At 61.0% G+C, this 18,950-nt stretch carries 19 protein-coding genes; 12 read left to right on the forward strand and 7 right to left on the reverse strand.

Going from position 1 to position 18,950, the window contains the following annotated elements:
- Window positions 1–122 precede the first annotated feature (122 nt).
- Complete coding sequence (locus tag P0D68_RS13060) at window positions 123–1,010, reverse strand: EAL domain-containing protein (protein ID WP_408468497.1); 888 nt, start codon at window positions 1,008–1,010, stop codon at window positions 123–125.
- 433 nt (window positions 1,011–1,443) lie between these two features.
- Between P0D68_RS13060 and P0D68_RS13065 the strand changes: the two genes are divergently transcribed.
- The gene (locus P0D68_RS13065) at window positions 1,444–1,722 is read left to right on the forward strand and encodes a transposase (RefSeq protein ID WP_408187911.1); all 279 of its coding nucleotides are present in this window, start codon (window positions 1,444–1,446) and stop codon (window positions 1,720–1,722) included.
- Window positions 1,723–1,869: 147 nt separating this feature from the next.
- Here P0D68_RS13065 and P0D68_RS13070 read toward each other — a convergent pair whose 3' ends face one another.
- Window positions 1,870–3,264, reverse strand: a complete 1,395-nt coding sequence (locus P0D68_RS13070) for a sensor histidine kinase (protein WP_408294210.1) — start codon at window positions 3,262–3,264, stop codon at window positions 1,870–1,872.
- Complete coding sequence (locus P0D68_RS13075; RefSeq protein ID WP_091809086.1) at window positions 3,254–3,931, reverse strand: response regulator; 678 nt, start codon at window positions 3,929–3,931, stop codon at window positions 3,254–3,256. Before P0D68_RS13075 ends, P0D68_RS13070 begins: the two co-directional genes overlap by 11 nt.
- A gap of 271 nt (window positions 3,932–4,202) precedes the next feature.
- Here P0D68_RS13075 and P0D68_RS13080 point away from each other — a divergent pair, with 271 nt between their 5' ends.
- The 8 genes from P0D68_RS13080 (at window position 4,203) to P0D68_RS13115 (ending at window position 11,325) form a co-directional block, all read left to right on the forward strand.
- Window positions 4,203–5,222 (forward strand): ABC transporter substrate-binding protein, encoded by a 1,020-nt coding sequence (locus tag P0D68_RS13080; RefSeq protein WP_091806267.1) that lies wholly within the window; start codon window positions 4,203–4,205, stop codon window positions 5,220–5,222.
- A 42-nt stretch (window positions 5,223–5,264) separates the two neighbouring features.
- Entirely contained in the window at window positions 5,265–6,059 is a 795-nt protein-coding gene (locus P0D68_RS13085) for an ABC transporter ATP-binding protein (RefSeq protein WP_091806264.1), read from the forward strand.
- A gap of 16 nt (window positions 6,060–6,075) precedes the next feature.
- The gene (locus P0D68_RS13090; protein WP_091806261.1) at window positions 6,076–6,939 is read left to right on the forward strand and encodes an ABC transporter permease; all 864 of its coding nucleotides are present in this window, start codon (window positions 6,076–6,078) and stop codon (window positions 6,937–6,939) included.
- A 526-nt stretch (window positions 6,940–7,465) separates the two neighbouring features.
- Window positions 7,466–7,732: a hypothetical protein gene (locus tag P0D68_RS13095; RefSeq protein WP_091806258.1), complete on the forward strand. Its 267-nt coding sequence runs from the start codon at window positions 7,466–7,468 to the stop codon at window positions 7,730–7,732.
- Between the two features lie 361 nt (window positions 7,733–8,093).
- Entirely contained in the window at window positions 8,094–9,527 is a 1,434-nt protein-coding gene (locus tag P0D68_RS13100; RefSeq protein WP_408187906.1) for a tetratricopeptide repeat protein, read from the forward strand.
- A gap of 100 nt (window positions 9,528–9,627) precedes the next feature.
- Window positions 9,628–10,110: a glycoside hydrolase family 108 protein gene (locus P0D68_RS13105; protein WP_091806252.1), complete on the forward strand. Its 483-nt coding sequence runs from the start codon at window positions 9,628–9,630 to the stop codon at window positions 10,108–10,110.
- Window positions 10,110–10,799, forward strand: coding sequence for a hypothetical protein (locus P0D68_RS13110; RefSeq protein WP_091806249.1), 690 nt, complete (start codon window positions 10,110–10,112; stop codon window positions 10,797–10,799). The genes P0D68_RS13105 and P0D68_RS13110 overlap by 1 nt, the downstream gene beginning before the upstream one ends.
- 208 nt (window positions 10,800–11,007) lie before the next feature.
- The gene (locus tag P0D68_RS13115) at window positions 11,008–11,325 is read left to right on the forward strand and encodes a DUF4148 domain-containing protein (protein WP_091806246.1); all 318 of its coding nucleotides are present in this window, start codon (window positions 11,008–11,010) and stop codon (window positions 11,323–11,325) included.
- A 329-nt stretch (window positions 11,326–11,654) separates the two neighbouring features.
- Here P0D68_RS13115 and P0D68_RS13120 read toward each other — a convergent pair whose 3' ends face one another.
- The 3 genes from P0D68_RS13120 to P0D68_RS13130 all read right to left on the reverse strand — a co-directional run bounded on the left by P0D68_RS13120 (window position 11,655) and on the right by P0D68_RS13130 (window position 14,346).
- Window positions 11,655–11,903 carry a hypothetical protein gene (locus P0D68_RS13120; protein ID WP_091806243.1) on the reverse strand — a complete coding sequence of 83 codons (249 nt, stop codon included), beginning with the start codon at window positions 11,901–11,903 and terminating at the stop codon, window positions 11,655–11,657.
- Between the two features lie 94 nt (window positions 11,904–11,997).
- Window positions 11,998–13,170, reverse strand: a complete 1,173-nt coding sequence (locus P0D68_RS13125; RefSeq protein WP_091806240.1) for an acyltransferase family protein — start codon at window positions 13,168–13,170, stop codon at window positions 11,998–12,000.
- A gap of 129 nt (window positions 13,171–13,299) precedes the next feature.
- Window positions 13,300–14,346 carry a phytoene/squalene synthase family protein gene (locus P0D68_RS13130; RefSeq protein WP_408294218.1) on the reverse strand — a complete coding sequence of 349 codons (1,047 nt, stop codon included), beginning with the start codon at window positions 14,344–14,346 and terminating at the stop codon, window positions 13,300–13,302.
- Between the two features lie 357 nt (window positions 14,347–14,703).
- Between P0D68_RS13130 and P0D68_RS13135 the strand changes: the two genes are divergently transcribed.
- The 3 genes from P0D68_RS13135 to tehA all read left to right on the forward strand — a co-directional run bounded on the left by P0D68_RS13135 (window position 14,704) and on the right by tehA (window position 17,841).
- Window positions 14,704–16,179 carry an ATPase domain-containing protein gene (locus P0D68_RS13135; protein ID WP_091806237.1) on the forward strand — a complete coding sequence of 492 codons (1,476 nt, stop codon included), beginning with the start codon at window positions 14,704–14,706 and terminating at the stop codon, window positions 16,177–16,179.
- A gap of 6 nt (window positions 16,180–16,185) precedes the next feature.
- A complete protein-coding gene (locus P0D68_RS13140) occupies window positions 16,186–16,536 on the forward strand; it encodes a response regulator (protein ID WP_091806234.1) in 351 nt (116 codons plus the stop codon).
- A gap of 282 nt (window positions 16,537–16,818) precedes the next feature.
- Window positions 16,819–17,841, forward strand: a complete 1,023-nt coding sequence (gene tehA, locus P0D68_RS13145) for a dicarboxylate transporter/tellurite-resistance protein TehA (protein WP_408294223.1) — start codon at window positions 16,819–16,821, stop codon at window positions 17,839–17,841.
- Between the two features lie 80 nt (window positions 17,842–17,921).
- On the opposite strand, the gene bla is transcribed toward tehA, so the two are convergent.
- Window positions 17,922–18,857: a class A beta-lactamase gene (gene bla / locus P0D68_RS13150; RefSeq protein WP_408294226.1), complete on the reverse strand. Its 936-nt coding sequence runs from the start codon at window positions 18,855–18,857 to the stop codon at window positions 17,922–17,924.
- Between the last annotated feature and the right edge of the window lie 93 nt (window positions 18,858–18,950).

An 18,950-nucleotide genomic window follows, 5' to 3' on the forward strand; every position in this document is an offset into this window, starting at 1 on the left:
CGACCGGTTATCAGGTCGATCTTCTCGACCCGGCGGCGTTTGGATCGCCTCGCCATGTTGCTCTTTTTTCTGGGACATGCAGCTTTATTTCGCGCCGAACCGTCATCGAGTATGGTCGGGCGTCATAGCGCCCGCCCTAGCCCCAACACCCTCCCCAACCCAGCCTGCGCACGCGCAAACATTGCCCCCTGCACCAACGCGTCAGGCCATCGGCTCACCCACTGGAACTGTTCTTTCGTATCGACACCACTCACCACCACCCGCACATCGAGCGCATGCAGCAGGTCCATCAGCGCAGTCATCACCGTCCCCGCCCGCTGATCGTTCGGCACTGTCGCCATCAACTCACGCGCGACGGTAACGGTATCCACATCAAGCACACCAAGCAGCGCCATCGAGGAACCGCCGTTGCCCCAATTGCCGAGCGTGATGCTGATGCCCACATCCCGCAGACCCGCGGTCAACGTCCGCAAGGACAGCAGTTTCGCCGCTTCAGCGCTATCTGAAACCTCAATTTCAAACAGCGCAGGCGACACCCCATACGAGCCGGCCACACGCGCAATTTCGCCCGCGAGCGACTCATGCAGCGCCACATGAACCGGCATCGCGATCGCTACCGGCTGCAAGGGCAGCTTCGCTTCAAGACAACCGCGCAGTTCGCGGCATACACCGTCCACAATAAACAACGCCATTTCCAACGCGACCTGCGGATGCTCGATCGGCAGCATGAAACTGCCCGGAAGCAGCACGCCATAATCAGGATGCGTCCAACGAACCTGCGCTTCCAGACGTGCCAGAGTTCCGCTCGCCGCACGATATGCACCTTGAAACACAAGGTGAAATTCACCCGCGCTCAACCCCTTCAAGACACGGCTTTCGAATTCGCTCAGTCCCACAGGAACATCACCGGCATCATCCGGGTCATTTGGCGCGATCGGCGCGGCATGCGCAGCACGCTTCGTGAGCGGGAGCGCAAGCAATTCAGGTTTGGCATAGTCGAGCGTGTGCATGGCGAATTTGTTTTTTGTCTCGCCGACATACGCACATGTCGTGCCAACAGACGCGATCACTACCGCTTAAAGCCCGCCGAATCGCCGGAAACCCCCGCCGGGCATCGCACTGCACAGCACAAGGAGCAACCTTGGCGAAGCATGATTTGCTTAGCCAAACGTTTGCGCGATACCACACGTTACGTAGCGTCCCGCTTTACGTTACGTTGCACCGCACATCGTCGCGAGCGCGCGGAACAAATACGAATACCGACGAAGCTCGCCAAGTCCAGCCCATCAAAGAAGTCAAGCACATCAAGCGAGAAAATCCGGAACAATCTACCGCGACGCGTCGCAACAAGACAATTTGACCGATAAGAAAAGATTTACTAGTATCGCCACAGATGCAGCGGAAAACGACTGCGCATTCCTCACACAGTGTTCCGGGGCAGCCATGCTACAAATCCCTCTTTCCGACGACGACTGGGCGCGCGTCCAGAGTCTCTTTCCCGACCTTCGATCTACCCGCGGTCGGCCTCGCCGCAGCGATCGGGAAATTCTCAACGCGATACTCTGGTTGCAGCAAAGAAAAGAGAAATGGCACAGGCTTCCGGCCACTTTTCCGCCGCAGCAGACTTGTTATCTTCGATATATGACCTGGAAGAAGACGGGCGTGCTCGACCAGGTGAATGAGCTGCTTCCAGTATGTTGCACAGAGCTTTCGAATTGCTGATCGGCTATTTGATTTGCTTCGCATGCCGTAGCAAATCAGAGGCGAGCTACTGCGTTGACGGTCGTGTCTGCAGGACGCACTGATCCGCATCACCGTCAGTCATTAGATCCTCTGCAACCGTACACGCGATGCCGCTTTACCGAGGCTTTAAACCGCCTGAGGCTGCTCTGCCGCCGCGCGTGGAAACGAAACGCTGATATGCACGCCTTTGCCGCCCTCGCCCGGCTTCAGCGTAATTGCGCCGTGATGGGCATCTGCGATTTCACGCACAATGGCAAGGCCGAGTCCAGTGCCCTCCGTATCCGCGGACGCACGGAAAAACGGCTCGAAAACGCGGCTGCGCGACTCGGCCGGAATGCCGGGGCCATCATCCAATACGCGTACGGTGACGGTATCGGCTTTGGCATCCACGCCCACGGTCACGTGACCGCCACTGCCGGTATAGCGAATCGCATTCTCAGCGAGATTCGCTATCAACGCCTGAAGCAGCCCGCGGTGCCCGGCTACCGGCGCGGTCCCGTTCAGTTCGGCGCCCAGATCGATGCCCCGCGCCTGCGCGAGCAGGGCGAGATCCTCCACAACTTCCATGGCTAGCGGGACCAGGTCCACCGTTTCCACCGCCAGTTGCGTGTTGTCTGCCGCCTCGGCTTGCGCGAGCAACAGTAGCTTGTTCGTGAGCCCGACCATCGAACGATTACTGCGATGCATGGCGGCCAGTGCTTCATCGAGAGCGGGATTCAAGCCCTCCTGTTGACGCGCGAACTGCAACTGCGTGCCGAGCAAAGTAAGCGGCGTGCGCAACTGATGCGCAGCGTCGGCGATAAAGCGGCGCTGCGCAGCCACCTGAACGCCCAGCCGCGCAATGCACTGATTGATAGCTTCGACGATTGGCCGCAACTCGGTATGCAGCCTCTCGACACGAATGGGCGCGAGTTGCATTGGATCGCGGTCGGCCACGTCCTCTTTCACTTTCATCAGCGGCCGCAATTCGAAAGTCAGCCCGATGCACACCAGTGCGACCGCCAGCACGATCATCTCGATCTGTCGCACAAGTTGCGGCTGCCACAACTGCTCGGCCATCGCGTCGCGCGAGCGCACGGTTTTCCCGACCGTCACGAGCACGCGATGAGTCGCGCCGTTGTCGTACATGAGACGCACAAGGCCGACCGCGCGCACGGCATGGCCCTGCAAATGCGTGTCGTAGTGATCGGGCGTATCCGCGGTCTGCGCCGGACGCGTGGGAAACTCAGGCGTGCCCGCGAGGAGCCGGCGGTCGTCGACGCTCACGCTATAGAACACCTGGTCGCGGTAAGGCGACACGAATACTTCGAGCGCGGCGGGCGGCACATCCACGCGCAGGAAACCGTCCACCCATTCCACTTCGCCGGCGATCATCCGCGCCGACGAGATCAGTTGATTGTCCTGCACCAGATCCGCCGTGCGCCGCGCGTTATCGTATTCGGCCTTGCCGGTCACGAATACATACAACGCGAGCGGCACCAGCAGCCACCACAACAGGCGCATGCGCAGGCTATTGGTCATCTTCTTTCTTGCGCAGTAGATAGCCGAGGCCGCGCAGCGTGACGATCGCCGCCGAGCTGCCGTCGAGTTTCTTGCGCAGACGCGAGATGTAGATTTCGACAGCGTCTTCGCTAGGCTCGTCCGCAAGCGTGAAGATCGCGTCGACCAGCGCCGGCTTGGTGACGGTTTTACCCAGTCGCAGGATCAGCGCTTCGAGCACGGAGCGTTCGCGCGGCGTGACGTTCAGCGGTGTCCCCTTCAGCGTGAACTGCCGCGTATCGATGTCGAACGCCAGATCGCCGCACACCACTTCGCTCGCCTTCGAGGGCGACTGCCGGCGGATCGCCACCTTGATCCGTGCAATCAGCTCACGCACTTCGAACGGCTTGACCAGATAATCGTCCGCGCCGGCCCCGAGCAGTTCGACCTTTTCGTCGATCGAGCCGCTCGCCGTGAGAATCAGCACCGGCGTCGCGTCGCCGCGCTGGCGCAGACGGCGCAGCACGTTTTTGCCCGACAGCTTGGGCAGATTCAGGTCGAGCAGGATCACGTCGTAGTGGTTGGTGCGCAGCAACTGGTCGGCCGCGTCGCCGTCCTGCACGGCGTCGAGCGCGAACGACTCCTGCTCCAGCATCTTCGCGAGCCAGTGCGCCAGTGTGGGGTTGTCTTCGATGAGCAGCAGCTTCATGGCGGGAACGGCAAAAGTCAGGCCGTCGATTGTGCCGTAAAACAAGGTCTTTGCGCGCTTCCCCTGTGGTTTGCGCCATACGCTGTCGAGTTTTGGGCGGGGTCGCGGCGAAGTTGCGGCGGGGTTGCGGCTAAGTTGCGGGTTAACACCCATGATTTGCCCCCAACCCCGAAAGCTACCAGAAGGTTTCAAATTTCTATAATCGCCGTCATTCACCCAGAAAGCGCCGCATGCATCACCCAGCGGCGACTAAACCTAAGGAGACTGCTTCATGCGTACCTTGCGCCAGATTGCCGCCGTGTCAGGTGTTGCATTCACCCTCGCCGCCGCCTCGGCCGCGGCCCACGCCGAAAAGCTCACGATCATGGTCGGCGGCGCCACCAAAATCATCTATCTGCCCGCCAAGCTCACGGAGCAACTCGGCTACTTCAAGGACGAAGGGCTCGACGTCGAAATCCTCTCGCAACCGGCCGGCGTCGACGCGGAAAACGAATTGCTCGCGGGCGCGGTACAAGGCGTGGTGGGCTTTTACGACCACACCATCGACCTGCAAAGCAAAGGCAAGGAAGTCCAGGCGCTGGTGATTTTCGGTCAGGTGCCGGGTGAAGTGGAGATGGTTTCCACCAAGGCGGCGGAGACCTTCAAGAGCATGGCCGACTCGAAGGGCAAGACCCTCGGCGTGACGGGCCTCGGCTCGTCGACCAGTTTTCTCACGCAGTACCTCGCACAACGTGCGGGCGTGCCATCGACACAATACACGCTGCTGCCCGTCGGCGCGGACAACAGCTTTATTGCGGCCATCAAGCAGAACCGCATCGACGCGGGCATGACGACCGAGCCGACTGTTTCGCAGTTGCTGAAGACCGGCGACGCCAAGGTGCTGGTCGACATGCGCACCCTGGAAGGCACGCGCGCCGCGCTCGGCGGCACCTATCCGGCTTCGAGCTTCTACGTGCAGCGCGCGTGGGCCGAATCGCACAAAGACGAGGCCGCCAAGCTGTCGCACGCTTTCGCGAAAACGCTGAACTTCATCGCGACGCATAGCGCGGAAGAAATCGCCGCGAAGATGCCGAAGGACTACTACGGCAACAATAAAGACCTGTACGTCGGCGCACTGAAAGCATCGCTGCCGATGTTCACGAAGGACGGCAAGATGCCAGCCGACGGTCCGGACACGGTATTGAAGGTGCTCTCGGCGTTCAATCCTTCAGTGAAGGGCAAGCATATCGATCTCGCCAAGACCTACACCAACGACTACGTGTCGGCAGCGGTCAAGACCGCGGCGAAGTAACGCTCTTATATCAACGTCACGAGAACAGCGAGGCAGCAGCCGATGAATCAACCCATGTCACGCGATACGCCTGCGATCGAGATGCGCAACGTATCGTGCCGTTTCATTTCTCCCGATGGCAAGGCGACCATCGCGTTGCGCGACTTCAGCATGTCGGTGGCTCGCGGCGAGTTCGTCGCGGTGGTCGGTCCCACGGGTTGCGGCAAGTCCACCACACTCAGCATGATTACCGGCTTGCTGAAACCCACCACGGGCGAAGTACGGGTGATGGGCGCGCCGGTGGACGGCATCGATCCGCGCATCGGCTTCGTGTTTCAGGCCGATGCCGTGTTCCCGTGGCGCTCCGTGCTCGACAACGTGGCGGCGGGCCCGCTGTATCGTGGCCGCTCGAAATCGGCCGCGTATGACGAAGCCAACGAATGGCTGCGTCGCGTGGGCCTCGACAAGTTCGGCAAGCACTATCCGCATCAACTCTCCGGCGGTATGAGGAAGCGCGTGGCACTCGCGCAGACTTTCATCAACAAGCCGGAGATCCTGTTGATGGATGAACCATTCTCGGCTCTCGACATGCAGACGCGCACGTTGATGCAGGACGAGCTTCTGCAATTGTGGGGCGGTGTCGGCTCGGTGGTATTCGTCACGCACGATCTGGAAGAAGCGATTGCGCTCGCCGACCGCGTGTTCGTACTGACCGCGCGCCCGGCCACACTGAAGAAAGTGTACGAAATCGATCTGCCGCGTCCGCGCGTTACGTCCGAGGTCCGCTACGACCCGCGCTTTATCGAAATCTCGCGTGACATCTGGCACGACCTGCGCGAAGAAGTGCAGATTGGTTAATCAAGGAACGGCAAACATGTCTACAAGCCCTCAACAGATGATGCCTTCGGGCATCGACGCCGCATCGCTCGCGCAAGTCGAACGTGTGGCCCAAAAACGCATCCGGCAGCGTCACGCGCTCGTGATCTCGTTGCGTATTGTCGTGCTGGTGGTCGTACTCGGCGGGTGGGAACTGTCAGCGCGCCTGAAGTGGATCGACCCGTTCTTCTTCTCGATGCCAAGCGCGATTTTCGACCAGATCGTCGACTGGTTCGTCAACGGCACCTCGCAAGGTCCGCTGCTCACCCAGGTGTGGGTCACGCTCGAAGAAACCGGCCTCGGCTTCATTATCGGTTCGGTCGCCGGGGTGTTCTGCGGCATCGTGCTCGGCCGCAACAAGCTGCTCTCCGACGTATTTAGCCTCTACATCAAGATCGCCAACTCGATTCCGCGCGTGGTGCTCGGTTCGGTGTTCGTGATTGCGCTAGGTCTGGGCATGGCGTCGAAGGTGGCGCTGGCCGTGGTGATGGTGTTCTTCGTCGTGTTCGCCAACGCTTTCCAGGGCGTGCGTGAAGCCGACCGCTATATGATCGCGAATGCGCAGATTCTCGGCGCGTCGCGCCGCCAGGTGACGACTTCGGTGGTGATTCCGTCGGCGTTGAGCTGGATTCTCGCCAGCTTGCACGTGAGCTTCGGTTTTGCGCTGGTCGGTGCGGTGGTGGGCGAGTTTCTCGGCTCGAAGCAGGGTATCGGTCTCCTGATCTCCACTGCCCAAGGCGCATTCAACGCAAGCGGCGTGTTCGCAGCGATGATTGTGTTGGCTGTGGTCGCACTCGCAGCGGATTATCTGTTGACTGCGGTCGAACAGCGGCTGTTGAAGTGGCGCCCGGCTGCGGTTTGATCGCGGAGTCGTTGTACGCTGAATAGCAACACTTGCACCGAAGGCTAATGCCGTTCAGTCATGGACTGAACGGCATTTTTATTTGTGTGCTGGCCACCGCCGACACATGGGTCGCGCTCAATGATTGCCGGAAAAAACTCGCGCTGTAAGCCAAATAAAAACTTGGACGCCAATCGTATTCGCCGCCACTCCACCCGCCGATATTTTTTCCAAATACGCATTCAGGATGGCTGATTAATACTTGAATCCGAAAGCGATCTATACGTCTGCTTCACATGACGGAGGCAAAACCGGCTCTCTGAACCGTCCCCGAACAATAAAGCCTCAGCGCGCACCTTTCCTTGCTACACGAAGCACTTCGATAACGCACCTCTCTGGTGCGCTGCGCAGAATTCGACAAGGAAGCCGGTAATCGTCTCCGCCCTGTGTTCCGTCGGATTGTCCGCCGTGTGTTGCGTGCAGGTCCGGCGGAACTTCCGCAATGAGGTGTCGCGAGAGCGACGCCGAGGGTTTGAAGGAGATGGACATGAAGAAGGCTCTGATCATCGCAGGCGGACTGCTTTGCGCGTTCACATGGCAAGCGCACGCTCAGGACGCCGGCACGGAGAGTACGGCGCAAACTCAACCGTCGGCAGCCGACGCGGTGGGCGGGCAACCCGCCACCACTTCGATGTCCGGCAGCCCTGCAAGCACACAAGGACTCTCGCGCGCAGCTGTCTACCAGCAACTCGTTCAATCGCAGAAAAACGGCGAAGCGGCGCGCTTGCAAGATCTGTTCAAGGGCGGCAATTAAAGAGCGCGACAGCATTGAAGCCGGTGACATGACGTGGATAGTGAGTCGTCCACTTCATTGCATGACGACGCCGTATTTTCGTACTCGTCTGGCTGGACGAAGCGAATGCGGCGTCTAATCGAAGTAGCCATTATTCGTAGACAGTTGGCCGCGTGCTTCGCCATTTCACACCGCCTGTCTCACTCCAACAAACTCGCGATCGGCATTCGTCGGTCCACGCACAACACATTTGCGCCGTTCACAACGGCCGTCATCCCGTACACGCCCGCCGTATAAGACACCGTGCGCTATGGCACGGTCGATGCATAAGAGTCGACACCCAGTCGTGCACTTACCAACATCGGTTGAATCGAGGTGCGTCATGTCGAGTGTGCAAAGTCAGCGTCGTCCAGTGAATTGGCGGAGCCGGTCTCTTTCCGCGGAGAGTGGTTCGAAGCATCGCACTCGAACTCATCACCTTGCCAGCGGATTCGTGCCGTTCGGATTACGGACCGCCGGTTTCATCGGGCGCGGCCCGAAGCAATTGTGGCCCTATGTTTTGCCGTGGGTCTTCGCGGTGCTCACCATCGGCTTCTTCTGTCTCGTCGTACGTGGCGTACTGACGCGGCAATTGCTAGTGCCGCCGGTTGAAACGCCGCAGTCGCTCGTGGAACGCGGCTATTCGTCGAACTTCCTGGCGGAACGCATCATGTCTTCGATGAGAGCGATCGGCCAGGACGCCGAATCGATTCCCCACGACACCATGACCGATAACGACGCGCAACCGGACATTCAAATCCCCGGTCAGGAAATGTCATATGCGACGACGGTGCGTTTCATTAAAGGCATCATCAAGCGCACGGACGTTGTCGTTCACGTCGGCATCACCAAGGTGAACGACAGCGCGGATTCCTACATCGCCCATGTGCAGATTGAAGGTGGCCCCTTCAATTCCCGTGAAAGCACGGTGCCTTTCGAAGGACGCGATCTGGAAAAGTTCGTGCACGACATCGCTGTCAAAGCCATGCGTCTGGCCGAGCCGAATATTCTCGCCAGTCACCTCTATTCGCAAGTCCAGAGAACCCGATGCTCGCTCGCGCAATGTGATTACGGCGAGATCGTCTCGATCTATGACGAAGTTCTGGCACTGCCCGCCTCCGAACAAGGCGAATGGGCGCTCGCCGGCAAGGCGTGGCTGCTTGCCAATCAGGGACTCTCCAAAGAAGCCGAACAGCAGACCCGCGAAGCGCTGACCGTCTACACACATTCGGCGGTGCTGCGTGCGAGCCTGGGCATTGCACTCGAACAGCAGCATCGCATCGACGACGCACTCGAAGCATTGCGAGCCGGCGCGAGCGAGAAGTCGAAGACGGCCGAGAATTTGCGTCTTCTCGGCGACGTGCTGCTGCATGCGAATCGTCACTCCGAAGCACTCGACGCATTCAAGCAGGCGGACCGCATGAAGCCGGATTCCGTCGACAACCTGCACGATTGGGGCGAGGCGCTCGTCACCGTCGGCCGATATGACGAAGCGATCGAAAAGCTCTCCCGCGCGGTCGCACTGCGCCCGGATCTGGCGCCTTCATACGCGGAATGGGGCCGTGCACTGGATCGCAAAGGCGATCTGCTCGGCGCCTCGCGCAAATATGCGCAAGCGTTGCAACTCGACGCAGGCAGTCTGTCGGCGCGAGAGAGTCATCTGGCGCGCGTCGCCAAAGCGGTTCAGGAAGGCGATCGCCGCGACATGACGAAACCCGATAGTCAAGTCAGACCGGTTTCCCATCCCCCCGCAGCACTTCCGTTTCAAACCGCTTAACAGGCGCCCCGTAGTACCGGATGGACCGCCACGCAAGCGGCTCGGCCCAGACGCACTTTTACCGTTGCAGTCATACACACAGTGGAAGAGGAGATGATCGATGGACAACTTCGATGAAGCGTTCAAGGCTCTGATCGGAAATGAAGGTGGGTACTCCTTCAATCCGCATGACCCTGGCGGAGAAACGATGTGGGGCGTAACAGCACGCGTGGCGCGCAGCCAGGGCTATACCGGCGCCATGAAAGATCTGCCGCTGGACACCGCTAAACAGATCGCGAAACAACGGTACTGGGATCCCTTGCACCTCGACGAACTCGACTCGCGAGTGGCCTTCCAGATATTCGACGCCAACTACAACGGCGGACTGGTGGTGTTGTGGATGCAAAAAGCGTCCGGTGCGCAAGAAGACGGCAAGTTCGGCCCGGACACACTGGACGCGGTTAAAAGCGCGGACCCGCTGAAGTTTGTCATGCGCTTTGCCGCCTATCGCTTGCGTTACCTGCGGAACCTGCATGCATGGCCCAATTTCAGCCGTGGATGGACAGAAAGAATGGCCGCTAACCTTCTCCTTGGAGCAGCATGATGGACTGGTCAAAAGTAGCATCGAACATTGGCAGCACCGCCCCGCTTCTCGCAGGGCTCGTGGGTGGTCCGGTCGGCCTCGGTGTCACCGCCGCCGCTTCGATCATTTCACATGCACTCGGAACGCCGAGCGATCCCACCTTCGTGGAACCCGCGCTGAACGATCCCGGCGCAATGGAGAAGATCCGGCAGGCGGAGAGCGCGAACTCGTTGCAGTTGCAACAACTGATGGTCACTGCCGCCCAGGCAGGCCTCGCGCACGAAAGCGACATGGCGCGTATTCAGGCCGCCGATCGGGCCGACGCGCGTGCAATGGGTATCAGCAATAAGGACTGGGTGCCCAAGGTGCTCGCCATGGCGGTGACGGCAGGCTTTTTCGGCATTCTGTTGCTCATGGCGTTCCAGCCGCTGCCGGGGCCGAACAAGGATCTCGTCAACGTGATTGTCGGCGCATTGGGAACGGCGTGGATCAGCATCATCGGCTACTACTTCGGCACCTCGGTAGGATCGATGCGAAAGACCGAGTTACTCGCCAAGCCCAGCGTTCCCATTACGCCGGACAGCGCCGTCACGCTACGCGAGCCCGCCACTTCCGCGGCGCGCTCACAAGCAGCGCCCGCTCCTTCGCATGGCGAGATATTTCAGCCGTTCGCGCCGGGTGGACAAGGTCCGATCTATTCGGGCAGTTGACTCGCGCTTCGACGTCCGGACGATGCAGCGACGAGGGAACAACTCTCCATGCGCATCGTCCGTTGACGGCAGTTTGTCTCAGTTTCAGCAACAAACATTACCTGAAACGGGGATTACTCTCTCCAGATCGCAAATCTAGAATGCAATCACTGACTACGAACGAGAACGCTCGTAGCAAGACAAAAAACCGAACTGGAGGTAGTTGATCATGAAATCGCTCATTCAAGCTGTTGTTATCGCCACTGTACTGGCCGCTCCTGTCGCTTCGTTTGCGCAGTCCAACCAGCCCGCGACCCGCGCTCAAGTGCGTGCGGAATTGATTCAACTCGAGAAAGCAGGCTATCACCCGGGCCGCGACGACCCGCACTACCCGGCTGACATTCAGGCCGCGCAAGCTCGCGTCGACGCTCAGAATGGCACGGCGCAGGCAGCACAAAGTGGTTTTGGCGGTGTGGTGAGTGGCGCGTCGCAATCCGGCCGCCCGGCGCTCGCGAACGGCCCGAGGTCAGTCTACTTCGGCAACTAAGCCGGGGCCCAAGCGGTAATCAGGCAGGAACCCAGCCTTAACCCGCTGTTCAGCGGTCCGACGCACGCAGGCACCACGGCTTGCGCGTAGCCGGGGCGCTCAGCGCGCGGACGCAATGCGCGCACTGATTCAAATGAACTGGCCCGCGACCGAGTCTTCCCGATCGCGGGCCAGTTGTGTATTCCTTACCTCCGTCATCGGGCTCCCGATGGCTTCCGCCTGGACCTTCGCGGTCCGGGCGCTTTTTACTGGCAACCGGTTTGGCGGCGCCACAACCCTGGCAAAATGCGGTTATGGCGCGGTTTCATATATTGGGCGAGCGAATCGCGTCAGTCGCGCGCCACCAGATCGCCCACCTGACCGCGCCCGGTGACGAGACAGCTGGATAGAAAATTCTCGCCCTGGCTGCTGGCGCCCATGTCTCCAAAGCCTTTTTTCAGCGCGTTCGATTTGACCAGCTCGGCGCCCTGGTGGCACGTTATCGTCCCCATCTCTCCCGCTTGCGCGCGCATCAGCGCCCTATCCGCCATCAGATAGCCAAGCAGCAGCACCACGGCAATATTGAACGCCTGTCTCATGGTTCGCCTCCTCTTTTGAGCAGACTAACGCGAACCTTGGATGCGTGGTCCTAGGGGTTTCCCGATCGAACGCTATTTCATGATGCAGATTAAATCAGGTAATGCTTCCGCGCGAACCGTTATGCGAGGTGACTGGATCCGGCGTGACGCGCAGAAAGCGAAACTTCTGAATGCTCTTCTGCACACGTTTTGTATTCTGCTCGAACAGCATATAGACCGCGTACGCATACAGGTAACACGCAACAAGCATGATCAGGAGCACCAGCGCGCCGCGGGCATCGAACTGGATACGCTGCCCGAATCCGACTGCGGCGACGAATAGAATGAAAGAGAAATGCGTCAGATACAGCGAATAGGAGAACGCGGAAAAGCGTACCGCGACACGCGACACAAGCGCCGGACGCAGTCGAACGTTTTCCCAGAGAATGCAGCGCAGAAACAGGAAACACGGTACGCCGACGATCCAGTCGTTGCTCCACAGGAACAAACGCGAACACACCAGCGCGGTGATGAACGCCGCTCCGCTGGCGAGCGTGAACCAGGGCAAGCCCGTACGCGCGCCGCGCGACGGAAAGCGTTTCTCCAGCACCACCAGGACGACGCCGAGCAGCCATAGTCCGAACCCGTTCAGAAGCGACGGAAACGCAATCATCGTGGCGAGTGCGAATGCAGCCGCGCCGAAGGCCACAAAGCCTCGCCGCCGACGCAATAGCACGACGCACGCGGGAAACCAGAGGTAATACCAGAACTCGTTGGCGAGGCTCCACAGCGGTCCGTTTGAACCATAAGTGCCGCACGCGAGGGTCTGCAGGAACACGAGGTTGCATGCCAGCGTCGCGCCTCCAAGATGCGACGCGACGTTGATCTGCTGATCGAACGTACCTTCGGTGCCAAGATAGAAAGGCCCGCCTGCCAGCGCGATACCCATGCGGTCCCAGAACATGGTCAGCAGCAATGCGGGAATCAGCACGATCCACAGCCGCGACATGCGTTCGGTCAGATAACGCTGCCAGTTCCATGTTCCAGCCTCGACCTGGCGCAACACTGAACCGCCCACGAAGTATCCGCTCAGCAGGAAGAACACGATCACCGCGGTGTGGCCGTAGTTGCTGATGAAATAAAACAGCTTGCCCGCCAGCCCGATTCCGGCGCTCGCTCGGTAATCGACAAACATGAGATTGCGCAGATGGCTAACGCACACCGCGCCCGCCGCTAATGCGCGGATCAGGTCCAGCGTGTCGCAATGTTGTTTGCCGGTAAGCGCCATGTAAATCTGAATCGGACAGAGGAGTTGTCCGTCAAACTACGGCCCACCCTGCTTTTATTCGGTACGCTCCCCCACATTGCATGGGAGATGGGGCGGCGCCCTACCGAAACAGCAAACGGCTCACAACATTCAGAAACGCGCTTCGATCTGGCTGATCCGCCGTTCGACAGCGTGGCGCACCAGCCCATTCGAAGGCACCAGCAACAGGGACGAAGCGATGATCTGATACACCTTGTTGCGCCTGACTTTGGAGACTTTCTGCGGATCGAGCCAGGCATTGTTGTCCACGAGAAGGATGAGCGTCTCCAGACCGATCAGAATCGGCCAGAGGCTCGCGAGACGCAGGCGTACCGCAAACGCCGGAATTGCCAGCGTATAGTCGAGCGCTTCGCGGAAATGATCGAGTGTCTTGCGCAGCAGTTCGATCATCAGCGGGCGGGCCCGCACGGAATTGGCCGGCAGCAGCAGGTCTTGCGCGCTTAGACCATATCGGTCGAGCATAGTCTGCGGAAGGTAGCAGCGGCCAATTCGCAAATCCTTGCCACAGTCACGCAGCACGTTGGTCATCTGCAGCGCCTTGCCGAAACGCACGCCGCGCCGCGCCATGGTTTCGGGCTGCTCTTTCAGCGTGCCGGGCATGTGCGCGTAAGTCATCGTGGTCCAGAATTCGCCAACGCAACCCGCCACCAGGTACGTGTAGCGGTCGAGTTCTTCGTATTCTCGCAGCGCCGCGATCTGGCCGGAACGTTCGTCCGGGAAGGTGCGAAGGTCGAACTCCATGCCCTCGGTCAGCGTCGAAACGATCTCGCGAACGGCCTTGCGATCGAATTCGCTCAGTTGCAACAACACGTCGAGCGCCGGACCGAGCGATTCGAGCAGCACCTTCTCATCCGACTGGACCTGCTGCCCCGCCACTTCGGCCGCCATGCGCTGGAACAGCGCACCGTCGTCCGCCGCGCCGTTCACCTGATCGCGCAGCGACAGCAGCAAGGCGAGGCGTTGTTCCGGAGAGATCAGCGAAGTGTCCGCGATCGTGTCGGCCGCGCGCGCCAGCAGGTAGGCAAGTCCGATCGGATCGCGCATCCCGGCGGGCAGCACGCGCAGCGTGAGATAAAAGGAGCGTGAAACGCCTTTCAGGAGCGGGCCGAGAAGGAAGGCCCGGGTCGGATTCGGCATGGACGGGATCAGGTCAGGATTAGCGAAAAGCGGGCAGAAATCTGGCGCTGCCGAATTGTATACGGCGCGGCGCTGCCACTCTTCTTCCTGTTGCCATTGCATCGATTGAAAAGCTTGCCTATATGGTGGCCATCGGATCGGCCCATTCGCGCCCATTGGCCGCGCGTCCCTTACGCGCCGCCCCGAGTGGCGGTTCGCCAACCGGGCCGCCACCAGATAGAATCCCCCGCATCCGCGCCCACGCGAGAGCGTTGCCGTGCGACAGCGGGAACGCAAATTGCTGGCGAACGTAGTTTGAGTAACAGACGGTTCGAGTGCGGGCCGTCGCTTCTGCGCACCTTGAATGACACTTCGACAATGACTATCCACGAATCTCCGACGTCTTCCCGACCCAACGTGGAAACTGGCGTCCCCGGTCTCGACGAGATCCTGGGCGGAGGTCTGGTCCGCGGCGGCGTCTACCTGCTGGAAGGCATGGCCGGCGCCGGCAAGACGATTCTGTCGAGCCAGATTGGTTTTCATCGTGTAAGCCAGGGCGAGAAGGTGCTGTACATGACCTTGATCGCCGAATCCCACGACAAGCTTTTGGGGCATCTCAAGGGTCTGAGCTTCTTCGACGAAAAAGCGGTCGCACAGCAGATGCTGTTCGTCTCCGGCTATCACGAACTGATGCAGGACGGTCTCGACGGCTTCCTCAAACTGATCGCCTCGAGCATTTACGATTACCGCCCGAGCCTCATGATCATCGACGGCTTTCGCAGCGCGCGCGAATTCAGCGAAACCGAGTTGTCGCTGTCGAAATTCATCCATGAGTTGAACGCGCTGGTCGCGGCCATGGATTGCACGACCTTGCTGCTCGCGCCGCTCTCGGGTAACGAACCGCATCCGGAACATACGCTGGTCGACGGTCTGATCGAACTGAACCGGTACAACGACGGCATGCGCCGCGCGCGCGAAATCGAAGTCCACAAGATGCGCGCTCGCAATCATTTAATGGGCAAGCATTTCTTCCGCATTGCCGAAAGCGGGCTCCTGATGTTCCCGCGTCTCGAAGCGCAATGTGCCGTACCGCCGGGTCCGGTGGATCTGAAAGCGCGCCTCGGCTTTGGCCTGCCGCATCTCGACAGCTTGCTGGGCGGCGGCTTTGCGCAAGGCTCCACGACCACGCTGATCGGGCCATCGGGCGTCGGCAAGACGCTGCTGTGCCTGCAGTTTCTTGCGGCCGGCGTCGCGCGCGGCGAACGCTGCGTCTATCTTGGCTTTTACGAAGGTCCGCAGCGGCTGATCGGTAAAGCCGAGGCCGTATCGATCGGGCTCACCGAGGCTCACGAAGACGGCCGGCTCGTCATCCAGTGGCAACCGGCCGTTGAGCTGGCTGTCGACGAGCTCGCGGCCACCGCGCTCGCCACGGTCAAGAAGATCGGCGCGTCGCGCATCGTGATTGACGGGGTGGAGGGGTTCCGCGATTCCGCGTTGCGCACCGAGCGTTTTGGCCTGTTCCTGAATGCGCTGCTGCACCAGCTTCGCGAAGCCTGTGTCACCACGCTGCTGACTGAAGAACTGCCGCTTTATGCCGACCCCGGCCATGCGAAGAGCGTGCGGATGTCGGCGCTGACCGAAAACCTCTTGCTGCTGCGTTACGCCGAAACGGAAACGGGCCTACGGCGCATGATTTCCGTGGTCAAGCAACGTGAGAGTGCTCACGACACCTCCTTGCGAGAACTCGTGATTTCGGCTCAGGGCCTCGACGTGATCGAAAAACTGGCGAACCCCGCCAACGTGTATCCGGCGACGGGCCTGTCGGCCATGCTGCCGCCACGGCGAAATACGTAGCCGCCCATGAAAACCATTCTGGTCGTGGACGACGAGTTCGACATCCTCACAGTGTGGCGGCTGCTTCTGGAGCGGCACGGCTACACGGTGCTGGTCGCGTCGAACGGGGCCGCCGCGCTCGAACAGATACGCAAGACCCGTCCGGACATCATCGTCTCGGACTGCATGATGCCGGTCATGTCGGGACTGCAGTTGTGCGCGGCGCTCAACGCCGATCCCGATCTGCGCGCCATTCCGATCATTTTGTGCAGCGCGGCCGCGGATATCCCCACGCAGCCGAATCCCACCATTGCATACGCCCGCAAGCCGCTATCATTCGACGCACTGCTCGCGATGCTTCAGCGCATGGCCGCATAAAGCAACGTCAGGCCGCTGATTCGGCGGGCCGACGCGCTAAACGCGAAAACGCCCGGCCGCAACCCGCCTTCAGCGCTGCGCGCTGACATCCGGAACGCCAGCGAAACCACGCGCAACGCGGCCAACAGCTCCCAGCCCATGCCGCTCCAGGCATCTTGAGACGATCGCGCCATTTGTTGAGCGCGCCCAGCGTTCTGCGTTTTGCCGCCGCCTTTTACAGTACGTCATCGATCGCGCGATACCGGAACACTGGCGCGCGACGCAACTTTCGGAGGATCGGTGATGAGCAGCAATCGCGGGAGGATTCCAGTTGCTTTCTTCGGGATCGCGGTGGGCGCACTGGCGTTCGCCAATTTGTGGCGCGTGGCGATCAGGCTCTGGCACCTGCCGGCCGCGATAGGCGGCTTGATGACGGTGGCCGCGCTCGTCGTGTGGATCGTCATTCTGGCCGCCTACGGCCAAAAATGGTTGACGCATGGCGCCGAAGCGCGCGCGGAAATGCAGCATCCCGTGCAATCGTCGTTTGCGGCGCTCGGTCCGGTTTCGAGCCTGCTCGCCGCGCAACTGATAGAGCCGTACGCGCATACACTGGCGTTCGCGCTGTTCGGCGTGGCCGCAGTTGCACAACTGGCGCTCGGCGTGTATTTGCATGGACGGCTCTGGCAGGGCGGGCGCAAGCCTGAACTGGTAACGCCCGCCATTTACCTGCCGACGGTTGCGCCGAGCTTCGTTGCCGGCACGACTGCGGCCGCGTTCGGGTTCCATCAGTTGGGCGGGCTTCTCTTCGGCGCGGGTGTGCTGTCGTGGCTTGCGATCGAATCGCTGATCCTGCACCGCGCCGCCGTGCACGAACCACTGCCCGAAGCATTGCGCCCGCTGCTCGGCGTGCAACTCGCGCCGCCGGTGGTGGGTGGCGTGACCTATTTGAGCCTGAGCAGCGGCACGCCTGACCTGTTTGCCCTGGTGCTGCTCGGCTATGGCCTGTACCAGGCGGTGCTGCTGTTGCGCCTGCTGCCATGGATTCGCCAACAGGCCTTCACGGCGGGTTACTGGGCCTTCAGCTTCGGCGTGGCCGCCCTGCCGACCATGGCCCTTCGGATGGTCGAACGCGGCGCGACGGGTCCGCTCGAATGGGCCGCGCCGCTTCTGTTCATCGCGGCGAATCTGATCATCGGGATCCTGGTGGTGAAGACGCTGAGTCTGCTGGTGAATGGCAAGCTGATTCCCGCGGCCGCGGCCCCAGCGGCTAGCTCCCGGTCCGCATCGGACGCACCGGCCGCTTCACGAATCGCACAAGCCGGCTAGACTGCCGCAACGGATTTCGGCGAGGCGCGCCGCACTCTCGCGCGGCCCAGGTTGCCAGCGCGACCCGCTGCGCGCCGCGCTCAGATGGACGCCGCCACCAGCGCGCCCACATCCGCAATCGCCGCATTGCTGCGCGCCGCGCTGCCATCCGTTTCAGTCAGGTACACCGTCACCAATATCGGACCGCGGCCGGGCGGCCACAGAATCGCGATGTCATTGGCGGTGCCGTGATCGCCAGTGCCGGTCTTGTCGCCCACGCCCCAGTCCTTCGGCAACCTGGCGCGAAGCCGCGCTCCGCCGGTTTCGTTGGCGGCGAGCCACGCCAACAGTTGTGCCCGCGACGACGACGACAAATGCTCTCCAAGCAGAAGCTCGCGCAGATTGCCGAGCATGGCGTTAGGCGTGGTGGTGTCGCGCGGATCGCCGGGAATGGCTTCGTTCAGCGTCGGCTCGTTACGATCCAGACGCGTGATGCCGTCGCCCAGCCCGCGCGCGAATGCGGTCAACCCTGCCGGTCCGCCGAAAGTCGCCAGCAACAGATTGGCCGCCGTGTTGTCGCTCAGCGTGATCGCCGCCTTGCACAACTCGGCGATGCTCATGCCCGCGTTGCCGGTCAGCTCGCGCGTGTGTTTGCTCGTGGCGGGCGAATTCGGTACCACGTCGCTATGTGAGAACACCACGCGCCGCTGCAGATATTCCGCGCCACGGTCCGTGCGCGCCAGCACGGCGCCCGCCGCCAGGACCTTGAAGGTGCTGCACATCGGGAAGCGCTCGTCGGTCCGCAGACCCGCGTGCAAGCCCGACGTCGTATCGACGATCGACACCCCCAGGCGTCCACCGCTCGCCGCCTCGATTTCGGCAAGCCGCCGACGGATCGCATCCGCCCGGGCCAACTCGCGCCCCTGCGCGGTGGCCCCCGTGTTAACCGCCTTGCTGAACGCGCCGGCACTCCCAACCGCAACCCCAGCTATCGAAACACCCAGCATCGCACCCGCGAACTTCCGTCTCGTGATCATCGCCGCTCCTTTGTGTGAAGCCGCAACTATCGGTTTTCCGCCCGCCGCTGACAAACGATGATAAGTTAGCCAACTCACAAGAAAATCTTATGC

Source organism: Paraburkholderia sp. RL17-380-BIE-A, from assembly GCF_046028085.1.
In the GTDB taxonomy this organism is placed as follows: domain Bacteria; phylum Pseudomonadota; class Gammaproteobacteria; order Burkholderiales; family Burkholderiaceae; genus Paraburkholderia.

Coding starts and splice junctions, on each gene's coding strand:
- P0D68_RS13100 (WP_408187906.1), top strand. CDS start 8,094: ATGTCGAGTGTGCAAAGTCAGCGTCGTCCAGTGAATTGGCGGAGCCGG.
- P0D68_RS13085 (WP_091806264.1), top strand. CDS start 5,265: ATGAATCAACCCATGTCACGCGATACGCCTGCGATCGAGATGCGCAAC.
- P0D68_RS13115 (WP_091806246.1), top strand. CDS start 11,008: ATGAAATCGCTCATTCAAGCTGTTGTTATCGCCACTGTACTGGCCGCT.
- P0D68_RS13130 (WP_408294218.1), bottom strand. CDS start 14,346: ATGCCGAATCCGACCCGGGCCTTCCTTCTCGGCCCGCTCCTGAAAGGC.
- bla (WP_408294226.1), bottom strand. CDS start 18,857: ATGATCACGAGACGGAAGTTCGCGGGTGCGATGCTGGGTGTTTCGATA.
- P0D68_RS13135 (WP_091806237.1), top strand. CDS start 14,704: ATGACTATCCACGAATCTCCGACGTCTTCCCGACCCAACGTGGAAACT.
- P0D68_RS13090 (WP_091806261.1), top strand. CDS start 6,076: ATGTCTACAAGCCCTCAACAGATGATGCCTTCGGGCATCGACGCCGCA.
- P0D68_RS13070 (WP_408294210.1), bottom strand. CDS start 3,264: ATGACCAATAGCCTGCGCATGCGCCTGTTGTGGTGGCTGCTGGTGCCG.
- P0D68_RS13120 (WP_091806243.1), bottom strand. CDS start 11,903: ATGAGACAGGCGTTCAATATTGCCGTGGTGCTGCTGCTTGGCTATCTG.
- P0D68_RS13105 (WP_091806252.1), top strand. CDS start 9,628: ATGGACAACTTCGATGAAGCGTTCAAGGCTCTGATCGGAAATGAAGGT.
- P0D68_RS13110 (WP_091806249.1), top strand. CDS start 10,110: ATGGACTGGTCAAAAGTAGCATCGAACATTGGCAGCACCGCCCCGCTT.
- P0D68_RS13060 (WP_408468497.1), bottom strand. CDS start 1,010: ATGCACACGCTCGACTATGCCAAACCTGAATTGCTTGCGCTCCCGCTC.
- P0D68_RS13080 (WP_091806267.1), top strand. CDS start 4,203: ATGCGTACCTTGCGCCAGATTGCCGCCGTGTCAGGTGTTGCATTCACC.
- P0D68_RS13140 (WP_091806234.1), top strand. CDS start 16,186: ATGAAAACCATTCTGGTCGTGGACGACGAGTTCGACATCCTCACAGTG.
- P0D68_RS13125 (WP_091806240.1), bottom strand. CDS start 13,170: ATGGCGCTTACCGGCAAACAACATTGCGACACGCTGGACCTGATCCGC.
- tehA (WP_408294223.1), top strand. CDS start 16,819: ATGAGCAGCAATCGCGGGAGGATTCCAGTTGCTTTCTTCGGGATCGCG.
- P0D68_RS13095 (WP_091806258.1), top strand. CDS start 7,466: ATGAAGAAGGCTCTGATCATCGCAGGCGGACTGCTTTGCGCGTTCACA.
- P0D68_RS13075 (WP_091809086.1), bottom strand. CDS start 3,931: ATGAAGCTGCTGCTCATCGAAGACAACCCCACACTGGCGCACTGGCTC.
- P0D68_RS13065 (WP_408187911.1), top strand. CDS start 1,444: ATGCTACAAATCCCTCTTTCCGACGACGACTGGGCGCGCGTCCAGAGT.